16 protein-coding genes and 3 pseudogenes are annotated in these 19912 nt (G+C 60.1%); 5 read left to right on the top strand and 14 right to left on the bottom strand.

From position 1 onward, the window contains the following. Nucleotides 1-133: 133 nt before the first annotated feature. The 3 genes from ACZRKZ_RS08940 to ACZRKZ_RS08930 form a co-directional block, all read right to left on the bottom strand. Complete coding sequence (locus tag ACZRKZ_RS08940) at nucleotides 134-2083, bottom strand: DNA topoisomerase III (protein WP_463981394.1); 1950 nt, start codon at nucleotides 2081-2083, stop codon at nucleotides 134-136. A gap of 164 nt (nucleotides 2084-2247) precedes the next feature. Beyond that, on the bottom strand, nucleotides 2248-3870 hold the full coding sequence (locus ACZRKZ_RS08935; RefSeq protein ID WP_463981393.1) for an MFS transporter: 1623 nt from the start codon (nucleotides 3868-3870) through the stop codon (nucleotides 2248-2250). 93 nt (nucleotides 3871-3963) lie between these two features. Further along, the gene (locus ACZRKZ_RS08930; RefSeq protein ID WP_463981392.1) at nucleotides 3964-5610 is read right to left on the bottom strand and encodes a GMC family oxidoreductase; all 1647 of its coding nucleotides are present in this window, start codon (nucleotides 5608-5610) and stop codon (nucleotides 3964-3966) included. A 130-nt stretch (nucleotides 5611-5740) separates the two neighbouring features. Between ACZRKZ_RS08930 and ACZRKZ_RS08925 the strand changes: the two genes are divergently transcribed. Then, entirely contained in the window at nucleotides 5741-6628 is an 888-nt protein-coding gene (locus ACZRKZ_RS08925) for a LysR family transcriptional regulator (protein WP_463981391.1), read from the top strand. A 2-nt stretch (nucleotides 6629-6630) separates the two neighbouring features. On the opposite strand, the gene ACZRKZ_RS08920 is transcribed toward ACZRKZ_RS08925, so the two are convergent. From ACZRKZ_RS08920 to ACZRKZ_RS08910, 3 genes are read right to left on the bottom strand one after another with little or no spacing between them, the layout of a single operon-like run. Further along, entirely contained in the window at nucleotides 6631-7728 is a 1098-nt protein-coding gene (locus tag ACZRKZ_RS08920) for a DNA alkylation repair protein (RefSeq protein ID WP_463981390.1), read from the bottom strand. A gap of 50 nt (nucleotides 7729-7778) precedes the next feature. Further along, the gene (locus ACZRKZ_RS08915; RefSeq protein ID WP_463981389.1) at nucleotides 7779-9125 is read right to left on the bottom strand and encodes a glutamine synthetase family protein; all 1347 of its coding nucleotides are present in this window, start codon (nucleotides 9123-9125) and stop codon (nucleotides 7779-7781) included. A 33-nt stretch (nucleotides 9126-9158) separates the two neighbouring features. Further along, the gene (locus ACZRKZ_RS08910; RefSeq protein ID WP_133100401.1) at nucleotides 9159-9716 is read right to left on the bottom strand and encodes a cupin domain-containing protein; all 558 of its coding nucleotides are present in this window, start codon (nucleotides 9714-9716) and stop codon (nucleotides 9159-9161) included. Nucleotides 9717-10008: 292 nt separating this feature from the next. Between ACZRKZ_RS08910 and ACZRKZ_RS08905 the strand changes: the two are divergent. Beyond that, nucleotides 10009-11200: pseudogene (locus ACZRKZ_RS08905) on the top strand (MFS transporter). On the opposite strand, the gene ACZRKZ_RS08900 reads toward ACZRKZ_RS08905, so the two are convergent. The 3 genes from ACZRKZ_RS08900 to ACZRKZ_RS08890 all read right to left on the bottom strand — a co-directional run bounded on the left by ACZRKZ_RS08900 (nucleotide 11163) and on the right by ACZRKZ_RS08890 (nucleotide 13316). Continuing rightward, nucleotides 11163-11435 (bottom strand): DUF1652 domain-containing protein, encoded by a 273-nt coding sequence (locus ACZRKZ_RS08900; RefSeq protein WP_149413086.1) that lies wholly within the window; start codon nucleotides 11433-11435, stop codon nucleotides 11163-11165. The pseudogene ACZRKZ_RS08905 and the gene ACZRKZ_RS08900 sit on opposite strands and share 38 nt — an antisense overlap. A gap of 10 nt (nucleotides 11436-11445) precedes the next feature. Beyond that, nucleotides 11446-11697 carry a CsbD family protein gene (locus ACZRKZ_RS08895; protein ID WP_463969372.1) on the bottom strand — a complete coding sequence of 84 codons (252 nt, stop codon included), beginning with the start codon at nucleotides 11695-11697 and terminating at the stop codon, nucleotides 11446-11448. Between the two features lie 122 nt (nucleotides 11698-11819). Further along, the gene (locus ACZRKZ_RS08890; RefSeq protein WP_463981388.1) at nucleotides 11820-13316 is read right to left on the bottom strand and encodes a PAS domain S-box protein; all 1497 of its coding nucleotides are present in this window, start codon (nucleotides 13314-13316) and stop codon (nucleotides 11820-11822) included. Nucleotides 13317-13559: 243 nt separating this feature from the next. Between ACZRKZ_RS08890 and ACZRKZ_RS08885 the strand changes: the two genes are divergently transcribed. From ACZRKZ_RS08885 to ACZRKZ_RS08875, 3 genes are all read left to right on the top strand, one after another. Next, nucleotides 13560-13904, top strand: coding sequence for an FKBP-type peptidyl-prolyl cis-trans isomerase (locus ACZRKZ_RS08885; RefSeq protein ID WP_463981387.1), 345 nt, complete (start codon nucleotides 13560-13562; stop codon nucleotides 13902-13904). Nucleotides 13905-14036: 132 nt separating this feature from the next. Next, complete coding sequence (locus ACZRKZ_RS08880) at nucleotides 14037-15257, top strand: putative DNA modification/repair radical SAM protein (RefSeq protein ID WP_463969375.1); 1221 nt, start codon at nucleotides 14037-14039, stop codon at nucleotides 15255-15257. Then, a complete protein-coding gene (locus ACZRKZ_RS08875) occupies nucleotides 15254-16087 on the top strand; it encodes a TIGR03915 family putative DNA repair protein (protein WP_463969376.1) in 834 nt (277 codons plus the stop codon). Before ACZRKZ_RS08880 ends, ACZRKZ_RS08875 begins: the two co-directional genes overlap by 4 nt. A 133-nt stretch (nucleotides 16088-16220) precedes the next feature. Here the strand turns inward: ACZRKZ_RS08875 and ACZRKZ_RS08870 are convergent, their stop codons facing one another. From ACZRKZ_RS08870 to ctlX, 5 genes and pseudogenes are all read right to left on the bottom strand, one after another. After that, complete coding sequence (locus ACZRKZ_RS08870; RefSeq protein WP_463969377.1) at nucleotides 16221-16718, bottom strand: Lrp/AsnC family transcriptional regulator; 498 nt, start codon at nucleotides 16716-16718, stop codon at nucleotides 16221-16223. Nucleotides 16719-16730: 12 nt separating this feature from the next. After that, nucleotides 16731-17233, bottom strand: a pseudogene (locus ACZRKZ_RS08865) (ATP-binding cassette domain-containing protein). Between the two features lie 47 nt (nucleotides 17234-17280). Beyond that, nucleotides 17281-17571, bottom strand: a pseudogene (locus ACZRKZ_RS08860) (ABC transporter substrate-binding protein); the annotation flags it as partial. 277 nt (nucleotides 17572-17848) lie between these two features. Next, the gene (locus tag ACZRKZ_RS08855) at nucleotides 17849-18895 is read right to left on the bottom strand and encodes an ornithine cyclodeaminase (protein WP_463981386.1); all 1047 of its coding nucleotides are present in this window, start codon (nucleotides 18893-18895) and stop codon (nucleotides 17849-17851) included. Then, complete coding sequence (ctlX, locus tag ACZRKZ_RS08850) at nucleotides 18892-19833, bottom strand: citrulline utilization hydrolase CtlX (protein ID WP_463969379.1); 942 nt, start codon at nucleotides 19831-19833, stop codon at nucleotides 18892-18894. The genes ACZRKZ_RS08855 and ctlX overlap by 4 nt, the downstream gene beginning before the upstream one ends. Nucleotides 19834-19912: the final 79 nt, after the last annotated feature.

The following is a 19912-nucleotide window of genomic DNA, read 5'->3' as shown; positions in this document are numbered from 1 at the left end:
GGCGGCCACTCCGGTGGTGTTGTTGTTGGGAAGTCAGCGATCCCTACAGAATCCTAGACGGTCCACGACTGAGCAAGGTCTAAAGCGGTGTATATCCCGTCGAAAAACGTCATTGGCAGGACTTTTTCCCTGTTCACGTCTTGTTTGCCGGTTTTGCCGCGCGTTTCGGGCTGGCGGTGGTCTTGCGTTTGGCTGGCTTGCGTTTGTTTTTCCAGGGTGTGGAGCCACTTCCCGCGGGGCTGGCCGGACCGCTGATAGTCAGGCTCAACCCGCTGCAACGGCTGACCTGCTTGCTCATCCACGCGGCCTGCTTGGAGACGAATTCTTCCAGGCTCATTTCACCGCTTTGCACCATGTCCAGCGCCTGCTCCCAAATGGCCGTGGTGCCGGGGTCGGCAATTGCCCGTGGTACGGCATCAATCAGGCTGAACGCCGCGGGTGTCGCGGACAGGGCCTTGCCGTTTTTCACCAGATAACCCCTATCCAGCAAACCCTGGATGATCCCGGCCCGGGTCGCTTCAGTGCCGATGCCGGTGGTGTCCTTGAGTTTCTGCTTGAGCAACGGGTCTTCCACCAGCTTGGCGACGTTCTTCATCGCCTTGATCAGGTCGCCTTCGGTGAAGGGCTTCGGCGGCTGGGTCCACAGGTCTTTCAGGTTGACCTTCGCCACCGCGTAGTCACGACCTTGTATCAGTGCCGGCAAGGGCTGCGGTGCGGGCGCCTCGCGGCCTTTGCTCGGTGCCAGGGCTTCGGGCAATGCCCGTTTCCAGCCCGGCTCGACGATGACTTTGCCCACCGCCCGCAAGGCTTCGCCCGCGCAGTCGAAATCTGCCTGGGTGCGGTCGTACTCGTGGTTGGGCAGAAACTGCGCCAGGTAGCGTGCGCGAATCAGGGTGTAGACCGCGCGATGCTTGCCGGTCAGTTGGCCGAGGTCCTTTCCCGCGCCTGTGGGGATGATGCCGTGGTGGGCGCTGACCTTGGCATCGTTCCAGGCCCGGGAGCGCCGCTGGGCATCCATGTGTGGCATCAGTGCGTTGACTGCCGGATCGGCCCGGCCCAGCGCCGCCAGAATCTTTGGCGCATCGCCGTGCTGGCTGACGGGCAGGTAGCCGCAGTCACTGCGCGGGTAGGTGATGACCTTATGGGTTTCGTAAAGAGATTGGGCGATATCCAGGGTTTCCTGGGCGCCGAGGCCGAGCTTTTTCGAGCAGATTTCCTGCAAGGTGCCAAGGTCGAAGAGCAGGGGTGCCACTTCGCGCATGCGTTCGGTACGCAACTTGATCAACCGCGCGCTGGCGGCGTTGCTCATTGCCGTCGCGGCCTGTTGCGCCAACTGCGGATTGAGGCAGCGGCCCTGATCGTCACAGGCGTCTTCGGTGGCGCGCCATTGGGCGGTGAAAGTGATCGAGTCATGTCGCAGCTCGACATCGATGGCCCAATAGGCCACTGGCACGAAGTCGGCGATGCTGCGGTCGCGGTCCACCACCAGGCGCAGGGTGGGGGTTTGCACGCGGCCGACTGGCAATACGCCCTGGTAGCCGGACTGGCGGCCCAGGAGGGTGAACAGACGGCTCATATTCATGCCGATCAGCCAATCGGCACGCGAACGTCCGAGGGCCGAGTGGTAGAGGCTGAAGGTTTCGGCGCCGGGCTTGAGGACCGCCAGGGCCTTGCGGATCGAGGCGTCGTCCAGTGCCGATAGCCACAGCCGCTGGATTGGCCCGCGATAACGGCAGTGCTCAACCAGCTCCCGGGCAATCATCTCGCCTTCACGGTCGGCGTCGGTGGCAATCACCAGTTCCTGGGCTTCCCCCAGCAGGCGCTTGACCACCTTGAACTGGCTGGCGGTCCTGGGCTTGACCAGCATCTTCCATTTTTCCGGGACGATGGGCAGGTCGGTCAGTACCCAGCGCTTGTAGCGGGCGTCGTAGGCATCGGGCGGAGCGGTTTCCAGCAGGTGGCCGATGCACCAGGTCACTGTGACCCCGGCACCCAGCCAGCAACCGTCACCACGGCGGCTGGCGCCGAGCACGGCAGCGATATCCTTGGCCTGGGACGGTTTTTCACAGAGGAACAGCCGCATGGTCACCACATTCGTTACGAAGTTGAATGGGGAGCAGGATGGGCAATGGAAGGGATTTGAGCAACCTTTATCTGGATGGATGTACAGCTAAAAGCTTCAAGCTTCAAGCTGCAAGTAAAAGCCGACTCGCTCTTACTTGCCGCTTGAAGCTTACCGCTTGAGGCTCAATTATTATCTATGTCCACATTCTTCGTTTCTTTCAGGAAAATCAGCCCGACGATCAAACTCACCCCAGTAATTACTACCGGGTACCACAGGCCATAGAAGATATCGCCGGTGTACACCACCAGCGCAAACGACACTGTCGGCAGGAAGCCCCCGAACCAGCCGTTGCCGATGTGATACGGCAAGGACATCGAGGTGTAGCGGATGCGTGTCGGGAACAGCTCCACCATCAGTGCTGCCAGCGGGCCGTAGCACATGGCGGCGATCAGGATCAGGGCGACGATCAGCACCACCACCATGGTTTTGTTGACCTGCGCCACATCCGCCGAGGATGGGTAGCCTGCCAGGGTCACGGCGCCACGCAGGGCCGCTTCGTCGAAGCCGTCGATACGCACCTCGCCCACACTCACCTGGACTGTGCTGCCCGCCGGAGCGGCGGCGCTGTTGTAAGGCAGGCCCTGTTTGACCAGGAAGGTCTTGATCTTGTCGCATGGGCTGTCAAAACGTGCCTTGCCCACCGGGTCGAACTGGAAGGTGCAGGTGGCCGGGTCCGCCAGCACGGTGATCGGTGCCTGTTGGCTGGCCTGGTCCATGGCCGGGTTGGTGTAGTGGGCCAGGCTCTTGAAGATCGGGAAGTACAGCGCGGTAGCCAGCAGCAGGCCGACCATCAGTACAGGTTTGCGCCCGACCTTGTCCGACAGCCAGCCGAAGAAGATAAAGAACGGCGCACCGATCACCACGCTGATGATCAGCAGCATATTGGCCAGGGCCGGGTCCATCTTCAGGAACTGGGTGAGGAAGAACAGCACGTAGAATTGCGCGGCGTAGAAGGTCACAGCTTGGCCAGCGTTGATGCTGAACAGGGCGATCAGCACCACCTTGAGGTTTTCCCACTTGCCGAAGGACTCGCGGATCGGCGCCTTGCTAGCCTTGCCTTCCTCTTTCATTTTCAGGAACGCTGGCGACTCGTGCAGGCTCATGCGAATCCAGGTGGAAATCCCCAGCAGCACGATCGACAGCAGGAACGGCAGACGCCAGCCCCAGACTTCGAATTGGTCGCCGGTGAAATAACGGCACGCCAGCACCACCAGCAGCGACAACAGCAGGCCGAGGGTAGCGGTGGATTGAATCCAACTGGTGTGGAACCCGCGCTTATCGGCAGGAGCGTGCTCGGCGACGTAGGTCGCGGCGCCGCCGTATTCACCACCCAGGGCCAGGCCCTGGAGCATACGCAGCACCACCAGGATTATCGGTGCGGCGATGCCGATGCTCGAATAGGTTGGCAGCAGGCCGACACAAAAGGTCGCCACACCCATCAGGATGATGGTGACAAGGAATGTGTACTTGCGCCCGATCATGTCGCCGAGGCGGCCAAATACCAGCGCGCCGAACGGTCGCACGACAAAGCCGGCCGCAAAGGCCATCAGGGCAAAGATAAACGCCGTAGTGTCGTTGACTCCGGCAAAGAACTGCTTGCTGATCACCGCCGCCAGGGCGCCATAGAGGAAAAAGTCATACCACTCGAACACCGTCCCCAGGGATGAGGCGAAGATGACTTTTTTGGTTTCGTTGCTGGTTCTCGCGTCGATCGCGGAGTCCAGGGGTTGAGCATGCTCTGACATTGGGTATCCCTCACAGTGATTATTTATTGTTGTTCCACTGTCGACGCCGTATCGGCGTCGCCGCACCACTTCCCCTGCAGGAGACGAGGGTGCTCAGATTGCCGTAACCAGTTCTCTCTCTGGGGCGAGGCTCCTTGTGTCGGGGGACAGGATCAGATGCGCGGCTTTTTCCGCGATCATCAGCGTCGGTGAACAGGTATTGCCGGAGGTGATGCGCGGCATGATCGAGGCATCGGCGATGCGCAGGCCGGGAACACCATGAACCCGCAGTTGCGCGTCGACCACCGCATCTTTATCGCTGCCCATGCGGCAGGTGCCCACCGGGTGGAAGATGGTGGTGCCGATCCGCGCGGCAGCTTCCTGCAGTTGTTCGTCGCTTTGCAATGCTTCGCCGGGTAGGTACTCCACCGGCTTGAATTGGCTCAGGGCCTGGGCGCCGACGATGCGCCGGGTCAGGCGAATGGCGTCGGCGGCGACCCGTAAATCTTCCGGGTGGCTCAGGTAATTGGGCTGGATCAGCGGGGCATCCTTGGGATCGGCCGAGCGGATATCGATACGTCCGCGGCTTTGTGGGCGCAAGTCGCAGACTGATGCGGTAAAGGCCGGGAAGGCGTGCAACGGTTCGCCAAAGCGTTCCAGGGACAGCGGTTGCACGTGGTACTCGAGGTTTGCCGAGGTCTGTTCCGGCCCCGACCGGGCAAACGCGCCAAGCTGGCTGGGAGCCATGGACAGCGGGCCGCTGCGGTCATAGAGGTAACGCAGGCCCATGCCCATTTTGCCCCACAGGGTGCCGGCGATCTGGTTCAGGGTTCGGGCGTTTTCCAGCTTGTAGATCAGCCGCAGTTGCAGGTGGTCCTGCAGGTTACCGCCGACACCGGGCAATTCATGCAGCACGTCGATACCCAAGGGCTTGAGTACGCTGGCCGGGCCAATGCCGGAGCGTTGCAGGATGCCGGGCGAACCGACGGCACCGGCGCACAGGACAATTTCCTTGCGTGCCTGCCAGGTGACTGGCTGCCCGTGCTGGCGCCCGATAACCGCGCTGGCCCGGCCGTTTTCCAGCAAAACGCGGTCGACTTCAACCTCAGTCAACACCGTCAGATTGGGCCGTTGCCGAATCGGCTTGAGAAAGGCCTTGGCCGCATTCCAGCGCACACCGGCTTTCTGGTTGACCTGAAAGTAGCCGCAGCCTTCGTTGTCGCCCTGGTTAAAGTCGTCGATGCTGGCGATGCCACTTTGCTTGGCCGCCTCACGAAAGGCATCGAGGATTGGCCAGTGCAAGCGCTGCTGTTCGATGCGCCATTCACCGCCATTACCGTGAAATTCGGAGCTGCCGGCAAAATGGTTTTCGCTTTGTTTGAACAGTGGCAACACATCGTTCCAGGCCCAGCCGGTATTGCCTTCAGCGGCCCAGCCGTCATAGTCCTGGGCCTGGCCACGCATGTAGATCATGCCGTTGATCGAGGAGCAGCCGCCCAGCACCTTGCCCCGTGGGTAGCTCAAGGCGCGGCCTTGCAGGCCTTGTTGGGCCTCGGTCTTGAAGCACCAGTCGGTGCGCGGGTTGCCGATGCAGAACAGGTAGCCGACGGGGATGTGAATCCAGGGGTAATTGTCGCGACCGCCAGCTTCAAGCAGCAATACGCGATGGGCGGGGTTGGCGGACAGTCTATTGGCCAGCAGGCAGCCTGCGGGACCGGCGCCTACCACTACGTAATCGTATTCAGCAGCTGCAATGGGCATCTGTGGTCTCGCTTGTTTTTCTTATTGGCGCCATCCTAATTGTTAGTTTTCGTCTTAAAAATGTTAGTTTTTACCCAGCTGCTGTGCGTTTTTAGACAGTGCTGCTTTTAAGGGCAAGAGGGGAGGCGACATGTTCGATTGGAATGATCTGCGGTTCTTTCTTGAATTACAGCGCAGCGGTCGCCTGCTCACGGCGGCGCAAAGACTGAAAACCACCCACGCCACCGTGGCCCGGCACATCGAGGCCATCGAAAAAAGCCTCGGCACCGCACTGTTCGTCCAGCACGCCCAGGGTTATGAGCTGACGCCGTCCGGCGAAGCGCTGCTCAAGCATGCCGAAGCCATGGAAAACGTCGCGCTGCTGGCTGAAGATGAGTTGACCCATTGCGCCGCGCCCCTGGGCAAAATCCGCCTCGGCGTAGCGGAAGGCCTGGGGGTGATGTTCCTCGCCGGTCGCATGGGCGGCCTATTCGAACGTTATCCGGGGCTGGAAGTGGAGCTGCTGGCAGTACCGCGTTTTGTCAGCATCCTCAACCGCGAGGCGGAAATCAGCATCCACCTGGAGCGGCCCAGCGTCGACCAACTGGTGACCCGTAAACTCACCAACTACCGCCTGGCTCTCTACGCCAGCCGCAGCTACCTGGAACGCACCCCGCCTATTGAAAAACGTGAAGATCTGGCCGTGCATGCCTGGATTGATTACGTCGACGACCTGCTGTTCAGCCAGGAACTGAAACTCCTCAGCAGCTTCTGCCGCAACCCTAGAGTGGTATTCCATAGCACCAGCGTCATCGCTCAGCACCAGGCGGCGCGCTCGGGGTTGGGGATCGCGGTGCTGCCGTGCTTCATGGCGGCAGGTGATCCGGACCTGGTGCCGCTGCTGCCGGAGGAGAGCATCCAGCGCAGTTACTGGATCAGCTCCAGGCGCGAGCTGCACAAGTCGGTGAGGTTGCGGGTGTTGTGGGATTACGTGGTGGAGTTGTGCGCGCGGGAGCAGGGAGTGTTGTTGGGGGAGTAGTCTCAGCCCCGCAGCTCAAACTCGGCGCTGCCCAGCCGTTCACCATTCACCAGCACATGCACGGCATGCTTGCCGGGGTAGTGCTTGCGTGTGGTCAGTTCACGAATATGTTGGGCGCGGCGCAGGGTGTGGTGTTCACCGGGGCCAAGGGTAAATGACTTCAGCTTGAACACCTTGGATGCACTGTGGCCGGCGCTTTTTACATAGTCGATGGCGTAGTCGACCACCAGCTTTTGCGGGCTGTCGACGATGGATTCCAGGCAGAAGGACAGGTTGATCCGCTCTCCCAGGTTAATCACCGCAGGCTCGACTTTGAGCTGATGAATCTTCACCTCGGCCTTGGCCCCCGCGCCGATGATCGTTAATGCCCGTGTGTTGCCCTGCTTGATCAAGCTGCGCAAGGCATGCCGGGCGATCCAGGCGGTGTGGGGATTGTCCAGGGACCAGCCTTCGATCAAGGTCAGCACCCAGTCCGGGTGGTCCTTGGTGATGTCGTTGAGGTGATTGGCCACGGACTTGCGCACGTACAGGCTGTTGTCGGCCTTGAGGTTGTCGAGGATCGAGGCGCAAAGGCTTGGGTCCGCTTGCACCTGGGCCAGGCGGAACGACCACGGCAGCCTGGGTCGTGATCCTTCACTGGCGAGCCGTCGTACGTGTTCGTTGTCATCCTGCGACCACTCGTGCATCACCGCCAGGGTGCGGTCGAAATCCTTGAGCAGAAAGTGCCGCACGGCAAACTCGGCGGAGCCAAAGGTGGTGAAGTACTTGAGCGCCGCCATGGAGCGCTTGAAGTCGTGGGCGCCATAGCTCGCCACGTAGTGCGCCAGGAACAGGCTGACAAAACCGCTGTTCAGCCGTGGCGCCAGGGCGTACAGCAGCTTGAGCGATTGTGGGTAATCCTGCGGGATCACTGCATGCAGGCTTTCGCTGACCCGGGCTATGCGCTGCATCACCGACAACTCGGCCAAGCCCTGTTTGGCATGCTTGAGAAAACCCTTGGCGTCGAACGCCGGGTACACCGCCGTCATCTGCGTGGCGATGTGTTGCAGGCGTTCGACGTTGAAGATTTCCTTGAGGGCAGGAGCGCTTTGGTCAGTCATGGACAAGTCCGCAGGTACTTGGGGATGCCCGGAAGGCTAACCATCAGCGCCTAGAGATACCAGCGATATTCCCGCGCATTGATCTCCTGCTGGAAGGCCAGGTGATCCTGGCGTTTATTTTCGCAATAGACGTCGACAAATTCCGCACCCAGCCCTTCGCGCAGGGCCGGTTGGTACTGCATGGCGCGCACCGCTTCGAGCATCTCCAGGGGGAAATTCGTGCCGCTGTTACGGTCCTCATTCAGAGGTGCGATGGGTTCGCGAGCCGCTTGCAGGCCGTGCTCAAGCCCCACCAGGATCGCCGCCAACACCAGATACGGATTGGCGTCGGCACTGGCCAGGCGATGCTCGATGCGCAGGTTGCGTGGGTCGGACTCGGGAATGCGTACGCAGGCGTCGCGGTCTTCATAACCCCAACAGGCTTTCGTGGCCGCGTTGACCGTACCGCCCAGGCGGCGGAAGGCGTTGTGGTTGGGGGAGAAAATCGGCATGCAATGAGGCAGCAGTTCCAGGCAGCCGGCCACGGCATGGCGCAACGGTTGCTGCTGGTGCGCCGCCAGCAGGTTGTTGCCCGCGGCATCGTAGAGGCTGACATGCACATGCATGCCACTGCCCGGATGGTGCAGGTATGGCTTGGCCATAAAGCTGGCGCGATAACCATGCTTGAGAGCCACGCCACGGGTGCTGCGGCAGAACAGGGCGGCCCAGTCGGCAGCGCGCAGGCCGTCGTCGAGGTGACCGAAATTGATCTCGAACTGGCCGGGGCCCAATTCGGCGGTGATCACCGTAATGTCGATGCCCTGGGCCTGGGCAGTTTGCACCATGTCATCGAGCACCGGGGCAAAGCGCGACAGGCGTTCGATGTGCAGGTTGGGTTGGTCGTCAGGGTCATCGCTCAGCGGGTCGCGGGCAAATTGCGGCAGGCCGTCAGCGAGTTTTTTATCGAGCAAGTAGAACTCCAGCTCGAAGGCCACCACCGGGTGAATGCCCTTGCGCTGCAAGCGTTCCAGGACCCTGGCCAATACCTCGCGGGGTTCGAACTCGATGGGCGCTTCGGTGCCATCGGAGGTGATCAGCATCTGCCCCAAGGGTTGCGCTTCCCAGCTCACCGGCTTGAGGGTGCCGGGCACCAGGCGCCGATTGGCGTCCGGGTCGCCGTCGTGGAAGCAATAGTCGCCGATCTTGAACAGGCCGCCCTGAACCCCCAGCAGCACGGCATTTTGCGGCAACTTCAAGGGACTGCCGGCGGCGACTTTTTCCAGCATTTCCACCGGGTAGCGCTTGCCATAAAAGTGCCCTGGAATATCCAGGGAAATCAGGTCGATGTAACGCACGTCAGGGTGGTTCTGGCGAAAAGTCCGGACTTCGGCCAGCAGCGTGGAAGACTTGCTTTGCACGGGTGACGCTCCTTTGTGTGCCGTGATCGGCGCTCAGTTATAGACCCACAGCACGCGGGCTGGCAGGTCGGTCAGGTTGCCGTAGCGGCAATGGGCAAAACTGGCCAGGTGAAAACTGTCGCCGGGGCCCAGCGTGACCGACTCGGCCTCACCCTCGACCCACAGCGTCAACTCGCCCTCCAGCACGTAACCGGCCTGTTCGGCGCGGTCGCTCATGGTCTGTTCACCACTGTTGGCGCCGGGTTCCAGCAGGCTGTCGAGTATCGAAAAAGCACCCTGCATGCTCGGCGAGACGAGGATGTCGGTGATCCCGTTGGCGTAATACACCGTGCGCCGCTCGTTAGGGCGGGTCACCCAGTTCACCGCCTTGGGCTTGGACAGGCTGTAGAAATAGGTAGTGGGCACGTCCAGCGCGTGGCTGATGGCAGTCAAGTCGGCCACCGTCGGACGGGACAAACCGCGCTCGACCTGGGACAGGAAGCCGACGGAGCGGTCGATCTTTTGCGCCAGTTGGGCCAGGGTGAGCTTCTTGTACTTGCGCAGGTCGTGGATCAGGATCGCCAGGGCGTCGAGTTCTTCTTGTTTGTCCATGGGGGAGGCGCCGTGAAATTATCTTTAATAAATTTCATGAAAAATTACAGGATTAATTTCATATGCGCAATGACGTCAGCACATCAAATAGAAATGTTGCCTGGCCCACCGCTATCGCAGCCTCGCTGAAGCTCGACAGCTCCCATACCGAATCTGCTTCTCTGTCGACCCCATTTAAATCTTGCATAAACGCATAAGTCAGCATTTTTTGCCGCTCAACTTGCGTTAAGGTATCTGCGCCCGCTGGCTGCAATGGCTCCCTGGGCGATCGACTTAAGGACATGAGAGCAGGATGCTGGCCACCATAAAAAACTACCCCCGCACGGTTAATCTGCTGCTGTTAGCCACGCTGATTCTCACACTGGCGAGGGCGATTACCTTTCCCTACCTGGTGATCTACCTGTCCAGCCGTTTTGCCCTGGACATCAGCCAGGTCGGCCTGGTGATTGGCAGTTCACTGATCGTCGGTTCCCTGTTGAGTGTGTACGGCGGCTTCCTGGTGGACCGGGTCAACAGCTATCGGCTGTTGCTTGGCCTGAGCCTGGTGTTTGTTGGGCTTTGTCGGCACCGTGCTGGCGCGAGACCTGTGGTTGTTTTACAGCTGTCTGATCCTGATCAACCTGGCTTATGCGGTGATTGATATCGCGGTGAAGTCCGGCTTTGCCAGCCTGCTGCCTGAAGCGGCGCGCAGCGAAGTATTTTCCATCAAGTACACCCTGACCAATATCGGGTATGCGGTAGGCCCGGCGCTCGGGGCAGTGGTGGCCAAGCTCGATATCAGCCTGCCGTTTGTGCTGTCGGCGGTCCTTGGGGCGGGGTTTTTCTTGCTCTACTGGCGTTGGGGCGACAGGTACCTCACCACCGTCGACACCACGCAAAAACCGGTGTCATTCCTGGCGGTGGGTGGCTTGTTATTGCGCGACCACCGGCTGGTCTGCTTTACCGTCGGCGGCTTGCTCAGCGCCGTGGTGTTCGGCCAGTTCACGGCCTACTTGTCCCTGTACCTGGTGACCACCACCACTGCGCAATACACCTACACCATCATCAGTTCGGTAGTAACCACCAACGCACTGATGGTGATCAGCCTGCAGTATTTTATTGGCCGGCGTATTTCCCATCGCCACCTGAGTCGCTGGCTGATCCTGGGCCTGGGGATGTTCATGCTGGGGGTGATCGGTTTTGCGCTGGCGACCACTGTGTGGTGGTGGGTCCTGGCCATGGCGATTTTCACCGTGGGGGAAATTATCGTGTTTCCCGCCGAGTACATGTTTATCGACCGGATCGCCCCAGACCACCTGAGGGGCATGTACTACGGTGCGCAAAACCTTTCCAACCTTGGCGCTGCGCTGGGGCCGGTATTGTGCGGGCTGGTGCTGGCCAGCCTGCCGGCCCACTATATGTTCTACATGCTGGCGGCGTTTATTGTCGGTGGGGGCTTGTTCTACTTTATTGGTGCGTCGATACGCTCGGATCGGCCAGATTGACCTGCCCTACGGTATTGCTTTGCAACTCGTAGCGCAGTTCTTCAATCATGTTTTCTACATCTTGCGGGTTTTTCAGCTTGTTGATGCTGATTCCTGTGACCACCAGGTCCACCCGGCCGCTTTCTGCATCAAAGACTTTCAAGGTCAATGACGCATCGCGGCACAGGGTGAACTCGCAGTTTAGAGGCAGCAAGCCTGCTTCGATGCAGTTGCGCAGTTGCGAGAGGGTAAACATGCGGGCGCCCTCAGCGACGACGTAACAACAGGCCCAGGACCAGGCCCACACCGGCAACAATCGCCACGGTGGCAAGCGGTTTGTTTTTGGCGAAATCACCGACGCTATCCAATGCATCGCCGTAGGTTTGCTGCAATTGGCCGGCGGCCTGGCGGGCAACACCTTCGGCTTGAAGCTGTTCGTCACCGGTCAACTCACCGAAGAAACCTTGTGCCTTGCCTGCGACTTTTTCGACGGTGCCTTTGACCTGTTCGCTTTTCATGGTGTTCTCCTTCAAGGGCTTATGGCACAGGCTCTGAAGCCTGTGCTTACCCTTCAAGGTTAAGGAGTAGACCACTGCTGAATAAGGCGAATTTGCACTGATCGCACTAGTGCATTTGCACCTTATTTCTTGCTTTTCAACCGCCGTTCGCCGGCAAATAGCCCGCGCTCACGCGCCCAGACAATGGCGGCGCTGCGGCTGTGCACGCCAAGCTTGGAATACACCGTGGCCACATGATTGCGCACGGTGTTGGGCGCCAACTTCAGGCGCAAGGCGATTTCCTTGTCGGCCAGGCCTTCGCAGATCAACCCCAGCACGTCGCGCTCCCGGGCGGTGAGGTCGGTGAAGGAGACGCTCGGCAAATCGGGGCTGTTGACGCTCTTGGCGTTGGCCAGTTTTTCGATCAGGGTCTGGCTGAACCAGGAGGCGTCCTGCATCACTTCCTCGATGGCGGCCACCAGTTCCAGTTCCGAGCGTTTGCGTTCGGTGATGTTCATCAGCACCAGCAGGTAGCAGGGCACGTCCTGGATGCTGACGGTGTCGGCTGACAGCACGCAATCGATTACCTCGTTGCCTTTCTTGCGCACCTTGAGGTCCAGGCCGTCGAGGTTGCCGGCTTTTTCCAGTGCAGCGAACAACTGTGTGCAGGCCTGGGGGCTGTCGATAAAGTCGATGTTTTCGATGGATTTGCCGATCAACTCTTCACGGGTGTAGCCGGTGATGGTCATGAAGGCTTCGTTGATGTCCAGCACCTGCTGGTTGGCAGCGCAGCACACCAGCGTCGGCACCGGTGTCAGGCGGAAGGATTTGGCGAAGCGCTCTTCACTCTGGCGCAGGGCAATTTCGGCCTTGCGCCGGGGCTCCAGGTCAGTGAAGGAAAACAGCATGCAGTCTTCCTCATTCATGTCCAGGGGCTGGCCGGCGACGATTACCAGCTTGCTGCCGCCTTTGGGCAGCTTCAGCTCGGCCTGCATCTGCGGGATGGTTGCACCTTCGCCCAGGCGCTGGATCGCCAACTCCTTGCGTTCAGCCTGTTCCAGCACGTCCAGTTCGTACACTGAGCGGCCGATTACTTGGTCGCGGTTGTAGCCGGTCATCTCCAGGAAACCCTGGTTGACCTTGATGTAGCGCAGGTCGCTCAGGCGGCAGATCACCGCTGGTGCCGGGTTGGCGTTGAAAGTCTTTTCGAAACGCTGTTCAGCACTGGCCCATTCGGTAGCATCGCTGAGGATCAGTACCAGCAGCTCTGGCTCGCCAGCAGTGTCAGTGAGCACCAGGCTGCGCAGGCGATGGACCCAGGTTTTTTCGGCGTTACCGGTGGGGGTGACTTCCACCACCACGTCGCTGAATTCCTCACCGTCCGCCACCCGGCTCAGCGGGTAGCTCTCCAGCAATAGCGGGTGGTTATTGCGGTAGCGCAAGGCGAAGCGCGCGGCATATTCCCTGGTATTGGCGCCCAGCCCGGCGATGCTACCCACGCCGTGCATGGTCAGCGCGGCGTCGTTGGCCCAGAGGATGGTCTGGTCGACCTCGGCGAGAATCACTCCGTCGGACAACCCGGAGATGATCTGCTGCAATTGGCGGCGATTGGTTTCTTTGGCGAGGACGGCCTGGCTCATGGTTTCTCCGGGGTAGGTCGCATGAGAAGTACGACATCTGGGCCTCAGGATAGTGCAGAGAAAGTCCTGGGCGCATGGCGATTGCTACCCGACGGGTGCCGCTGGCCTGATTGAATCGGATGATCGTTCCCATGCAGAGTATGGGAACGATCAAAAATGTCTCGAATTGGATTTTTCCTGCGCTTGCCAAAACCAGCTGATTCTGGGAAAACCCCGGTCTGTGCAAACCCAACGAGATCCCCCATGAACAGCGAAGATCTACAAATCACCGACGTGCGCTTGGGCGACGGCAAAACCGTGGTCAAGGGCGCCCTGATCACTACGCAATACACCGGCACCCTGGAAGATGGCACGGTGTTCGATTCATCCTGGGAGCGCGGCAAGCCGTTCCAGTGTGTGATCGGTACTGGCCGGGTAATCAAGGGCTGGGATCTGGGGTTGATGGGCATGCAGGTCGGCGGTATTCGCACGTTGTCCGTGCCGGCGCACCTGGCCTATGGCGAGCGGAGCATGGGCGCGCATATCAAGCCCAACAGTCATTTGCGCTTCGAGATCCAATTGCTGGAAGTGCTGACAAGGGAGGATTGAGGAATAGGTGGGGTTGGTGTTGCGGGATCGAACGCACGCGCCTTAAAAGATTGTTCGACCGTTCACCACCATTCCCTTGAACCTGCGGCAGCGCTGCTGGTACTGTATAAAAAACCAGTATTGGTATCCCCCATGCAGTTGATCGAAAAGCTCAGCATCCTTGCCGACGCCGCCAAGTACGACGCGTCTTGCGCTAGCAGCGGTGCGCCCAAGCGCAGCTCCGAGGGCAAGGCGGGGTTGGGTTCGACCGATGGCATGGGGATTTGCCACAGCTATACACCGGATGGGCGCTGCGTGTCGTTGCTCAAAGTGTTGCTCACCAACTTCTGCCTCTACGATTGCCAATACTGCGTCAACCGCCGCTCCAGTGACGTGCCCCGCGCGCGGTTCAGCCCGGAAGAAGTGGTGACCCTGACCCTGGATTTCTACCGGCGCAATTGCGTCAGCGGGCTGTTTCTCAGTTCCGGGATCATCCGTTCGGCGGACTACACCATGGAGCAACTGGTGCGGGTGGCCAAGCTACTGCGCGAAGAGCATGACTTTCGCGGTTATATCCACCTCAAGACGATCCCCGAAGCCGACCCGGCGTTGATTGCCGAGGCTGGCCGCTATGCCGATCGGCTGAGCGTGAATATCGAGTTACCCACGGACAAGAGCTTGCAGATCCTCGCGCCAGAAAAGCAGATTGTCTCGATCAAACAGGCAATGCAGACCATCTTTACCGGCGAGCAAACGGTCCTCAACGAACCCCGCTCGCCGCGTTTCGCCCCGGCTGGGCAAAGCACGCAGATGATTGTCGGCGCCGATGACACTGACGACAGCACCATCCTCCACAGCGCAGAGTCGTTGTACGGCAATTTCAAATTGCGCAGGGTTTACTACTCGGCCTTCAGCCCCATCCCCAATAGCCCGAAAAGCGTGCCCCTGGCCGCGCCGCCCTTGATGCGCGAGCACCGTTTGTACCAAGCGGATTTCCTCTTGCGCAGTTATGGTTTCAGCGCCAGCGAGCTGTTTCAGGGCCCGGGGCACCTGGCCCTGGATATCGACCCCAAGCTGGCCTGGGCCCTGGAACACCGCGATGTATTCCCCCTGGATTTAAACCGCGCCGAGCCGACGCTGATCGCGCGAATTCCCGGGATTGGCCTGCGCACCACCCAGCGTTTGGTGGACCTGCGTCGGCAACGCAAGATCCGCTATGAAGACCTGGCACGGATGCGTTGCGTGCTGAGCAAGGCCAAACCATTTTTCATCACCAGCGACTACCACCCACAGCAGGCGGAAAGCACCAGCGTGCTGCTGCGTGAGCAACTGCGGGACCGCCCGCAACCACAACAAATGGGGTTGTGGGGATGATCAGCCTGGAATGCGACAACCTATTCAGCACGTGGCGCGAGCAGGCGCGCTGGCTACTCAGCCATCAGATTGATCCGAGCCATGTGAGCTGGGGCGAGGCAGAAGTGGCTGACTTGTTTGCTACCGACGAGGCGTATCCGGCACACGCGGGACCGTTCCAGGCACGGATTCCCAAGGCGCTGTTGGAACTGTTGGAGAGCGCCGCCTGTTATCACGGTGAACAGCGCTGGAGCCTGCTGTATGAAGTGCTGTGGCGCGTCAGTCATGGTGATCGCACGGCGATGCTGGCGGGGGACAAGCTGGGCAGCGAGTTGCATCGGCGGTTGAAGCAGGTGCAGCGTGAGGCTCATCACCTGCATGCCTTTGTGCGGTTCATTGCGTTGCCCACGGCGGCGGGGCCTGAGTTGCCCGAGTACGTGGCGTGGCATGAACCGGCCCACGACATTCTGCACAGCGCGAGCCAGCACTTTGTTGGGCGAATGGGCCGGCATCGCTGGTTGATCGCCACGCCTTTGGATGGGGTGTATTACGACGGTCAGCAACTGATTCATCAGCGCAGTTGCCCGCCGCAATGGCGGCAGTTGGCGCAAAACGTCGAAGACCCCCACAGCGCCATGTGGCTGACCTACTACAGCCATATCTTCAACCCGGCACGGTTGAACCCCAAGGTCATGGAAGGGCATTTGCCCAGTCGGTTCTGGAAGAATCTGCCGGAGGGCAAGTTGATACCGGGGTTGATCAGTGAGGCTCGCACGGGTAAGCAGCGGGATGGGCAGGCGAAGTTGATTGCGGCGCTGCCGGGCAAGCGGATTTCAAGCGGGCACGGTTAAGTGTGGGAGCCGGGCTTGCCCGCAATGCAGACGACTCGGTCCATTAGTAGAACCGAGTTGATGCTACCGCAGCGATGCGGCGACCCGACAAGCCAGCCCCACATGGGTTCTCCAGTATTTAAAACACCGGGTTTCAGGCTAATTCGGTCGCGGTATTCTTCACCACCGCCAACTCCGGATGCGCCACCAGCTTATCGATGTGCAGCTCGCCGTTGTTCAACCAGGTTTCCGTCAGCACCCGATAATGCTCCATGTCCCGGCAGCGCATGCGCAGGCTGTAGTCGAACGGGCCGCTGATCAATTGGCACTCGAACACCTGCGGGCAAGCTTTGACGCAGGCCTCGAAGGCTTTCTGTGCCGAACGACCGCTCTGGTTGGAGAGGGCGATCAGCACTAGCAAGGAGAGCCCCGGCGAGACCATTTGCACATCGATGATGGCGCCATAACCACGGATCACCCCACGTCGCTCCAGCTTGCGCACCCGCTCCAGGCAAGGCCTGGGCGTAAGGTGCACCAAGGAAGACAGCTTCTCGTAGGTAATGCGCCCCTGATGTCGCAGCACATCGATGATGGCTTCGTCGATGCGATCCAGCACTGGGGAAGAATGAGGGCCTTTTGCCTTGGTATCCATGGGGTTTGGTGTTCACTTCAAGCGGTTGGAAAGAAATTGCTGCAAGCGTTCGCTGTTGGGGTGATCGAGGATTTCGGCTCCGCCTTGTTCCTCGACCCGACCCTGATGCAGAAACAGCACCTGGCTGGACACCTGCCGAGCAAAGCCCATTTCGTGGGTGACCATAAGCATGGTACGACCTTCCTCAGCCAACGTCTGTATGACTTTAAGTACTTCTCCTACAAGCTCCGGGTCTAGCACTGAAGTGGGTTCGTCGAACAGGATGATCTCCGGCTCCATGGCCAGGGCACGAGCGATGGCCACTCGTTGCTGTTGGCCGCCGGAGAGAAACGCCGGGTATTGATCAGCCACCCGCCCCGGCAAGCCCACCTTGTCGAGGTACATGCGCGCGCGTTTATCCGCCTCTGCTGCGCTCACGCCCAACACCCGGCGCCGATCAGGCTGATCACATCGCCGTTGCGTGCATTGAGGGAGACACCCTTGAGCACCTCATGTTCGCCATAACTTTTATGCAGGCCTTCGACCTTGAGTTTGACGTTGGCGTTTTCCGCTACGACGGTAGGTTTTGCAGGTCGGCGTAGTTCTGGTCCAGGGACTGGTAGGCCTTGACCTGGGCACCGAGTTTGGCCAGATGAGCACGCGCTTAGGCTTCTTGCAGAGATCCCTGGAGGACGCCGACCTGTTTGCCTTTCAACGACTCAGGCGTGTCGCCGAAATCGGCGCTCTTGCGGGTGATCACTGAGGTTGGGCTGAGGAACACCCCGAAGCGGATTTCTTTCCATTCCTGGGCCTGGGCAGCAGTTGCGCACAAAGGCAGGAGCAGCGCAGCGAAAAGTGATCGGAGCGGAGTCATGGTGTATTCCCTATATTTTGTAATTAGATGTCAGGGCAGTAAACAAGGTGTTGTCGCGAGCTTTTTTATGGCAAGTGGGTTTGTGTGGTGAGCGGGCTCGCCACAAAGAATGCTTCAAGGTGGTGCGTCTTTTGTGTCGTTTACCCCAGCGATGACACGCGCAATAGACTGTTAAAACGCGAGTGGCGGCGCAATCGGCTGAAATACCCGTTAAATCGGCTTGTTGTTCAACTATTTCCAGCCTGCCCCTTGCGCAAAGCGGCAGGCCAGAGCGGTCTCAGGCGTGTTTTTTCTGCTGTGCGGACGGCTGCTGCGCAAGCCGTGCAAACAGGTCCTTGGGATCGGCCAGATCCGGAACCAGTTCCAGTTCGCTGCCCACTTCCAGGGCCTTGGCCACGTCCAGTACGTACCGCAGGGCCGAGTAGTCTTCGATTGCAAAACCCACCGAGTCGAACAGCGTGACCTGGCGCGGATTTTCCCGGCCAGCCACTTGGCCGTTGATGACTTGCCACAGTTCAGTCACCGGGGAATCTTGCGGCATTTGCTGGATTTCGCCTTCGATGCGGCTTTGTGGTTCGTACTCGACGATCACCCGCGCACGCTCGACGATTCGTCGGTCCAGTTCGGTCTTGCCGGGGCAGTCGCCGCCGACGGCATTGAGGTGCATGCCGGGCTCGATCATCTCGTCAGCGAGGATCGTGGCGTAGGCCTTGTCTGCGGTGACAGTGGTGACGATGTCGGCACCGCGTACGGCGTCAGCCACGCTGCTGGCCAGGATCACTTTGATCGCCGGGAAGGCCTTGAGGTTGTTCGCCAGCTTGGCGGTGGCCTTGGCGTCGATATCGAACAGGCGGATCTCATTGATGCCCAGCATCGAATGAAAGGCCAGGGCCTGGAACTCGCTCTGGGAACCGTTGCCGATCAACGCCATGCTGCGGCTGTCTTCCCGGGCCAGGTAGCGTGCGACCAGCGCCGAGGTGGCAGCTGTGCGGATCGCGGTGGTCAGGGTCATTTCGCTGAGCAGCACCGGCTTACCGGTGTCGACATCGCCGAGGGCGCCGAAGGCCATGACGGTGAGCATGCCGCTTTGGGTGTTTTTCGGATGGCCGTTGACGTACTTGAAGGCGTACAGCGAGGCGTCCGAAACCGGCATCAACTCGATCACACCTTCCGGTGAGTGGTTGGCCAGGCGTGCGCATTTTTCAAAGTCATGCCAGCGCAGGTAGTCGGCGCGAATGTACTCGGCCATCTCGGCGATACAGGTCAGCAGACCTTTTTGCGAAACCAGATAGCTGAGGTCGTTGACGTCGATATAACGGGTCATGGGAAGACTCCTTGTTGGTATGAGGGACGGGCTGGCAGATGCACTTCCGCCAACATACAGCGGGCACTGCCGCCGCCGATGCGCTCGATGTTGTCGATGTTCACCACCACCGGTCGGGTGTGGCGTTCCACGTGCAGGCGCTGGGTGGGCTTGAGGGAGTGCCAGGCGCTGGCGGACATCACCAGCAGCGGCTGGCCGTGGCGGTCGTGGACTTCCAGCATGTTGCCGGCGAAGGCTTCCAACTGGTCGAAGTCCAGGGCCAGGATGTCCTTGCCAGTGTCGCGCAGGGAGTGTTCCAGGGCCAGGCGTTCGTGCTCTTCGGGCAGCGCTTGCAGGCAGGCCACGGCGAGGTTGCGGCCCACGCTCATCATCACGTTGCTGTGGTAGATCGGTGCGTGGTGGCGGTCGACGGCGTGAAATACGCAGACCTGGTAGTTCAGGCGTTCGGCAAACTGGCGCAAGGCATCGGAGTGAGTACGCCCTGAGTGACAGGCGTAGCTGATGCGGTGCTGGCGGTCGAGGACCATGCTGCCGGTGCCTTCGAGGAACATGTTCTGTTCTTCGAGGTGGCTGAAATCGATGGTGTCGTGGATGGCAAAGCGTTGCTCCAGTACTTGCAGCACGCCTTTGCTGCGTTCCAGGCGGCGGTTCTGGCCCTCCATCGGGTACAGCACCAGGCTGCCGTCGGCGTGGCTGCTCCACCAGTTGTTGGGGAAGATCGAATCCGGGGTGTGGGGCGCGAGGGTATCTTGCACCACCAGTACTTCCACGCCGTGCTGGCGCAGGGTGTTGACATAGCCGTCGAATTCTTCCAGCGCTTTCTGCTGTGCGCTGTAGGGGTCTAGGGGTGCTTGCTGGAAGCGGTTGTTGATCGCGGTGTCCGGGTTGAAGGCAAAGCGTGCCGGGCGGATCATCAGAACGGTGTTAGTGGTTTGCATGGGGGCACGGGTCCATGGGGTGGGCAGTAAAGCTATTTTGTGCGCTATGGAGGCAGAATCCCGGTTGAAGTAGGGGCGT

The sequence above is a fragment of the Pseudomonas sp. c313 genome (assembly GCF_055407145.1).
The sequence above is the reverse complement of the archived record's forward strand: the minus strand, read 5'-3'. Positions and strand labels throughout refer to the sequence as shown.

Excerpts from the sequence above, each read along its gene's own strand:
- ACZRKZ_RS08880 (WP_463969375.1), top strand. The coding sequence starts at position 14,037 with ATGCAGTTGATCGAAAAGCTCAGCATCCTTGCCGACGCCGCCAAGTAC.
- ACZRKZ_RS08875 (WP_463969376.1), top strand. The coding sequence starts at position 15,254 with ATGATCAGCCTGGAATGCGACAACCTATTCAGCACGTGGCGCGAGCAG.
- ACZRKZ_RS08940 (WP_463981394.1), bottom strand. The coding sequence starts at position 2,083 with ATGCGGCTGTTCCTCTGTGAAAAACCGTCCCAGGCCAAGGATATCGCT.
- ACZRKZ_RS08900 (WP_149413086.1), bottom strand. The coding sequence starts at position 11,435 with ATGTTTACCCTCTCGCAACTGCGCAACTGCATCGAAGCAGGCTTGCTG.
- ACZRKZ_RS08920 (WP_463981390.1), bottom strand. The coding sequence starts at position 7,728 with ATGACTGACCAAAGCGCTCCTGCCCTCAAGGAAATCTTCAACGTCGAA.
- ACZRKZ_RS08855 (WP_463981386.1), bottom strand. The coding sequence starts at position 18,895 with ATGACCCGTTATATCGACGTCAACGACCTCAGCTATCTGGTTTCGCAA.
- ACZRKZ_RS08925 (WP_463981391.1), top strand. The coding sequence starts at position 5,741 with ATGTTCGATTGGAATGATCTGCGGTTCTTTCTTGAATTACAGCGCAGC.
- ACZRKZ_RS08910 (WP_133100401.1), bottom strand. The coding sequence starts at position 9,716 with ATGGACAAACAAGAAGAACTCGACGCCCTGGCGATCCTGATCCACGAC.
- ctlX (WP_463969379.1), bottom strand. The coding sequence starts at position 19,833 with ATGCAAACCACTAACACCGTTCTGATGATCCGCCCGGCACGCTTTGCC.
- ACZRKZ_RS08895 (WP_463969372.1), bottom strand. The coding sequence starts at position 11,697 with ATGAAAAGCGAACAGGTCAAAGGCACCGTCGAAAAAGTCGCAGGCAAG.
- ACZRKZ_RS08870 (WP_463969377.1), bottom strand. The coding sequence starts at position 16,718 with ATGGATACCAAGGCAAAAGGCCCTCATTCTTCCCCAGTGCTGGATCGC.
- ACZRKZ_RS08935 (WP_463981393.1), bottom strand. The coding sequence starts at position 3,870 with ATGTCAGAGCATGCTCAACCCCTGGACTCCGCGATCGACGCGAGAACC.
- ACZRKZ_RS08885 (WP_463981387.1), top strand. The coding sequence starts at position 13,560 with ATGAACAGCGAAGATCTACAAATCACCGACGTGCGCTTGGGCGACGGC.
- ACZRKZ_RS08930 (WP_463981392.1), bottom strand. The coding sequence starts at position 5,610 with ATGCCCATTGCAGCTGCTGAATACGATTACGTAGTGGTAGGCGCCGGT.
- ACZRKZ_RS08890 (WP_463981388.1), bottom strand. The coding sequence starts at position 13,316 with ATGAGCCAGGCCGTCCTCGCCAAAGAAACCAATCGCCGCCAATTGCAG.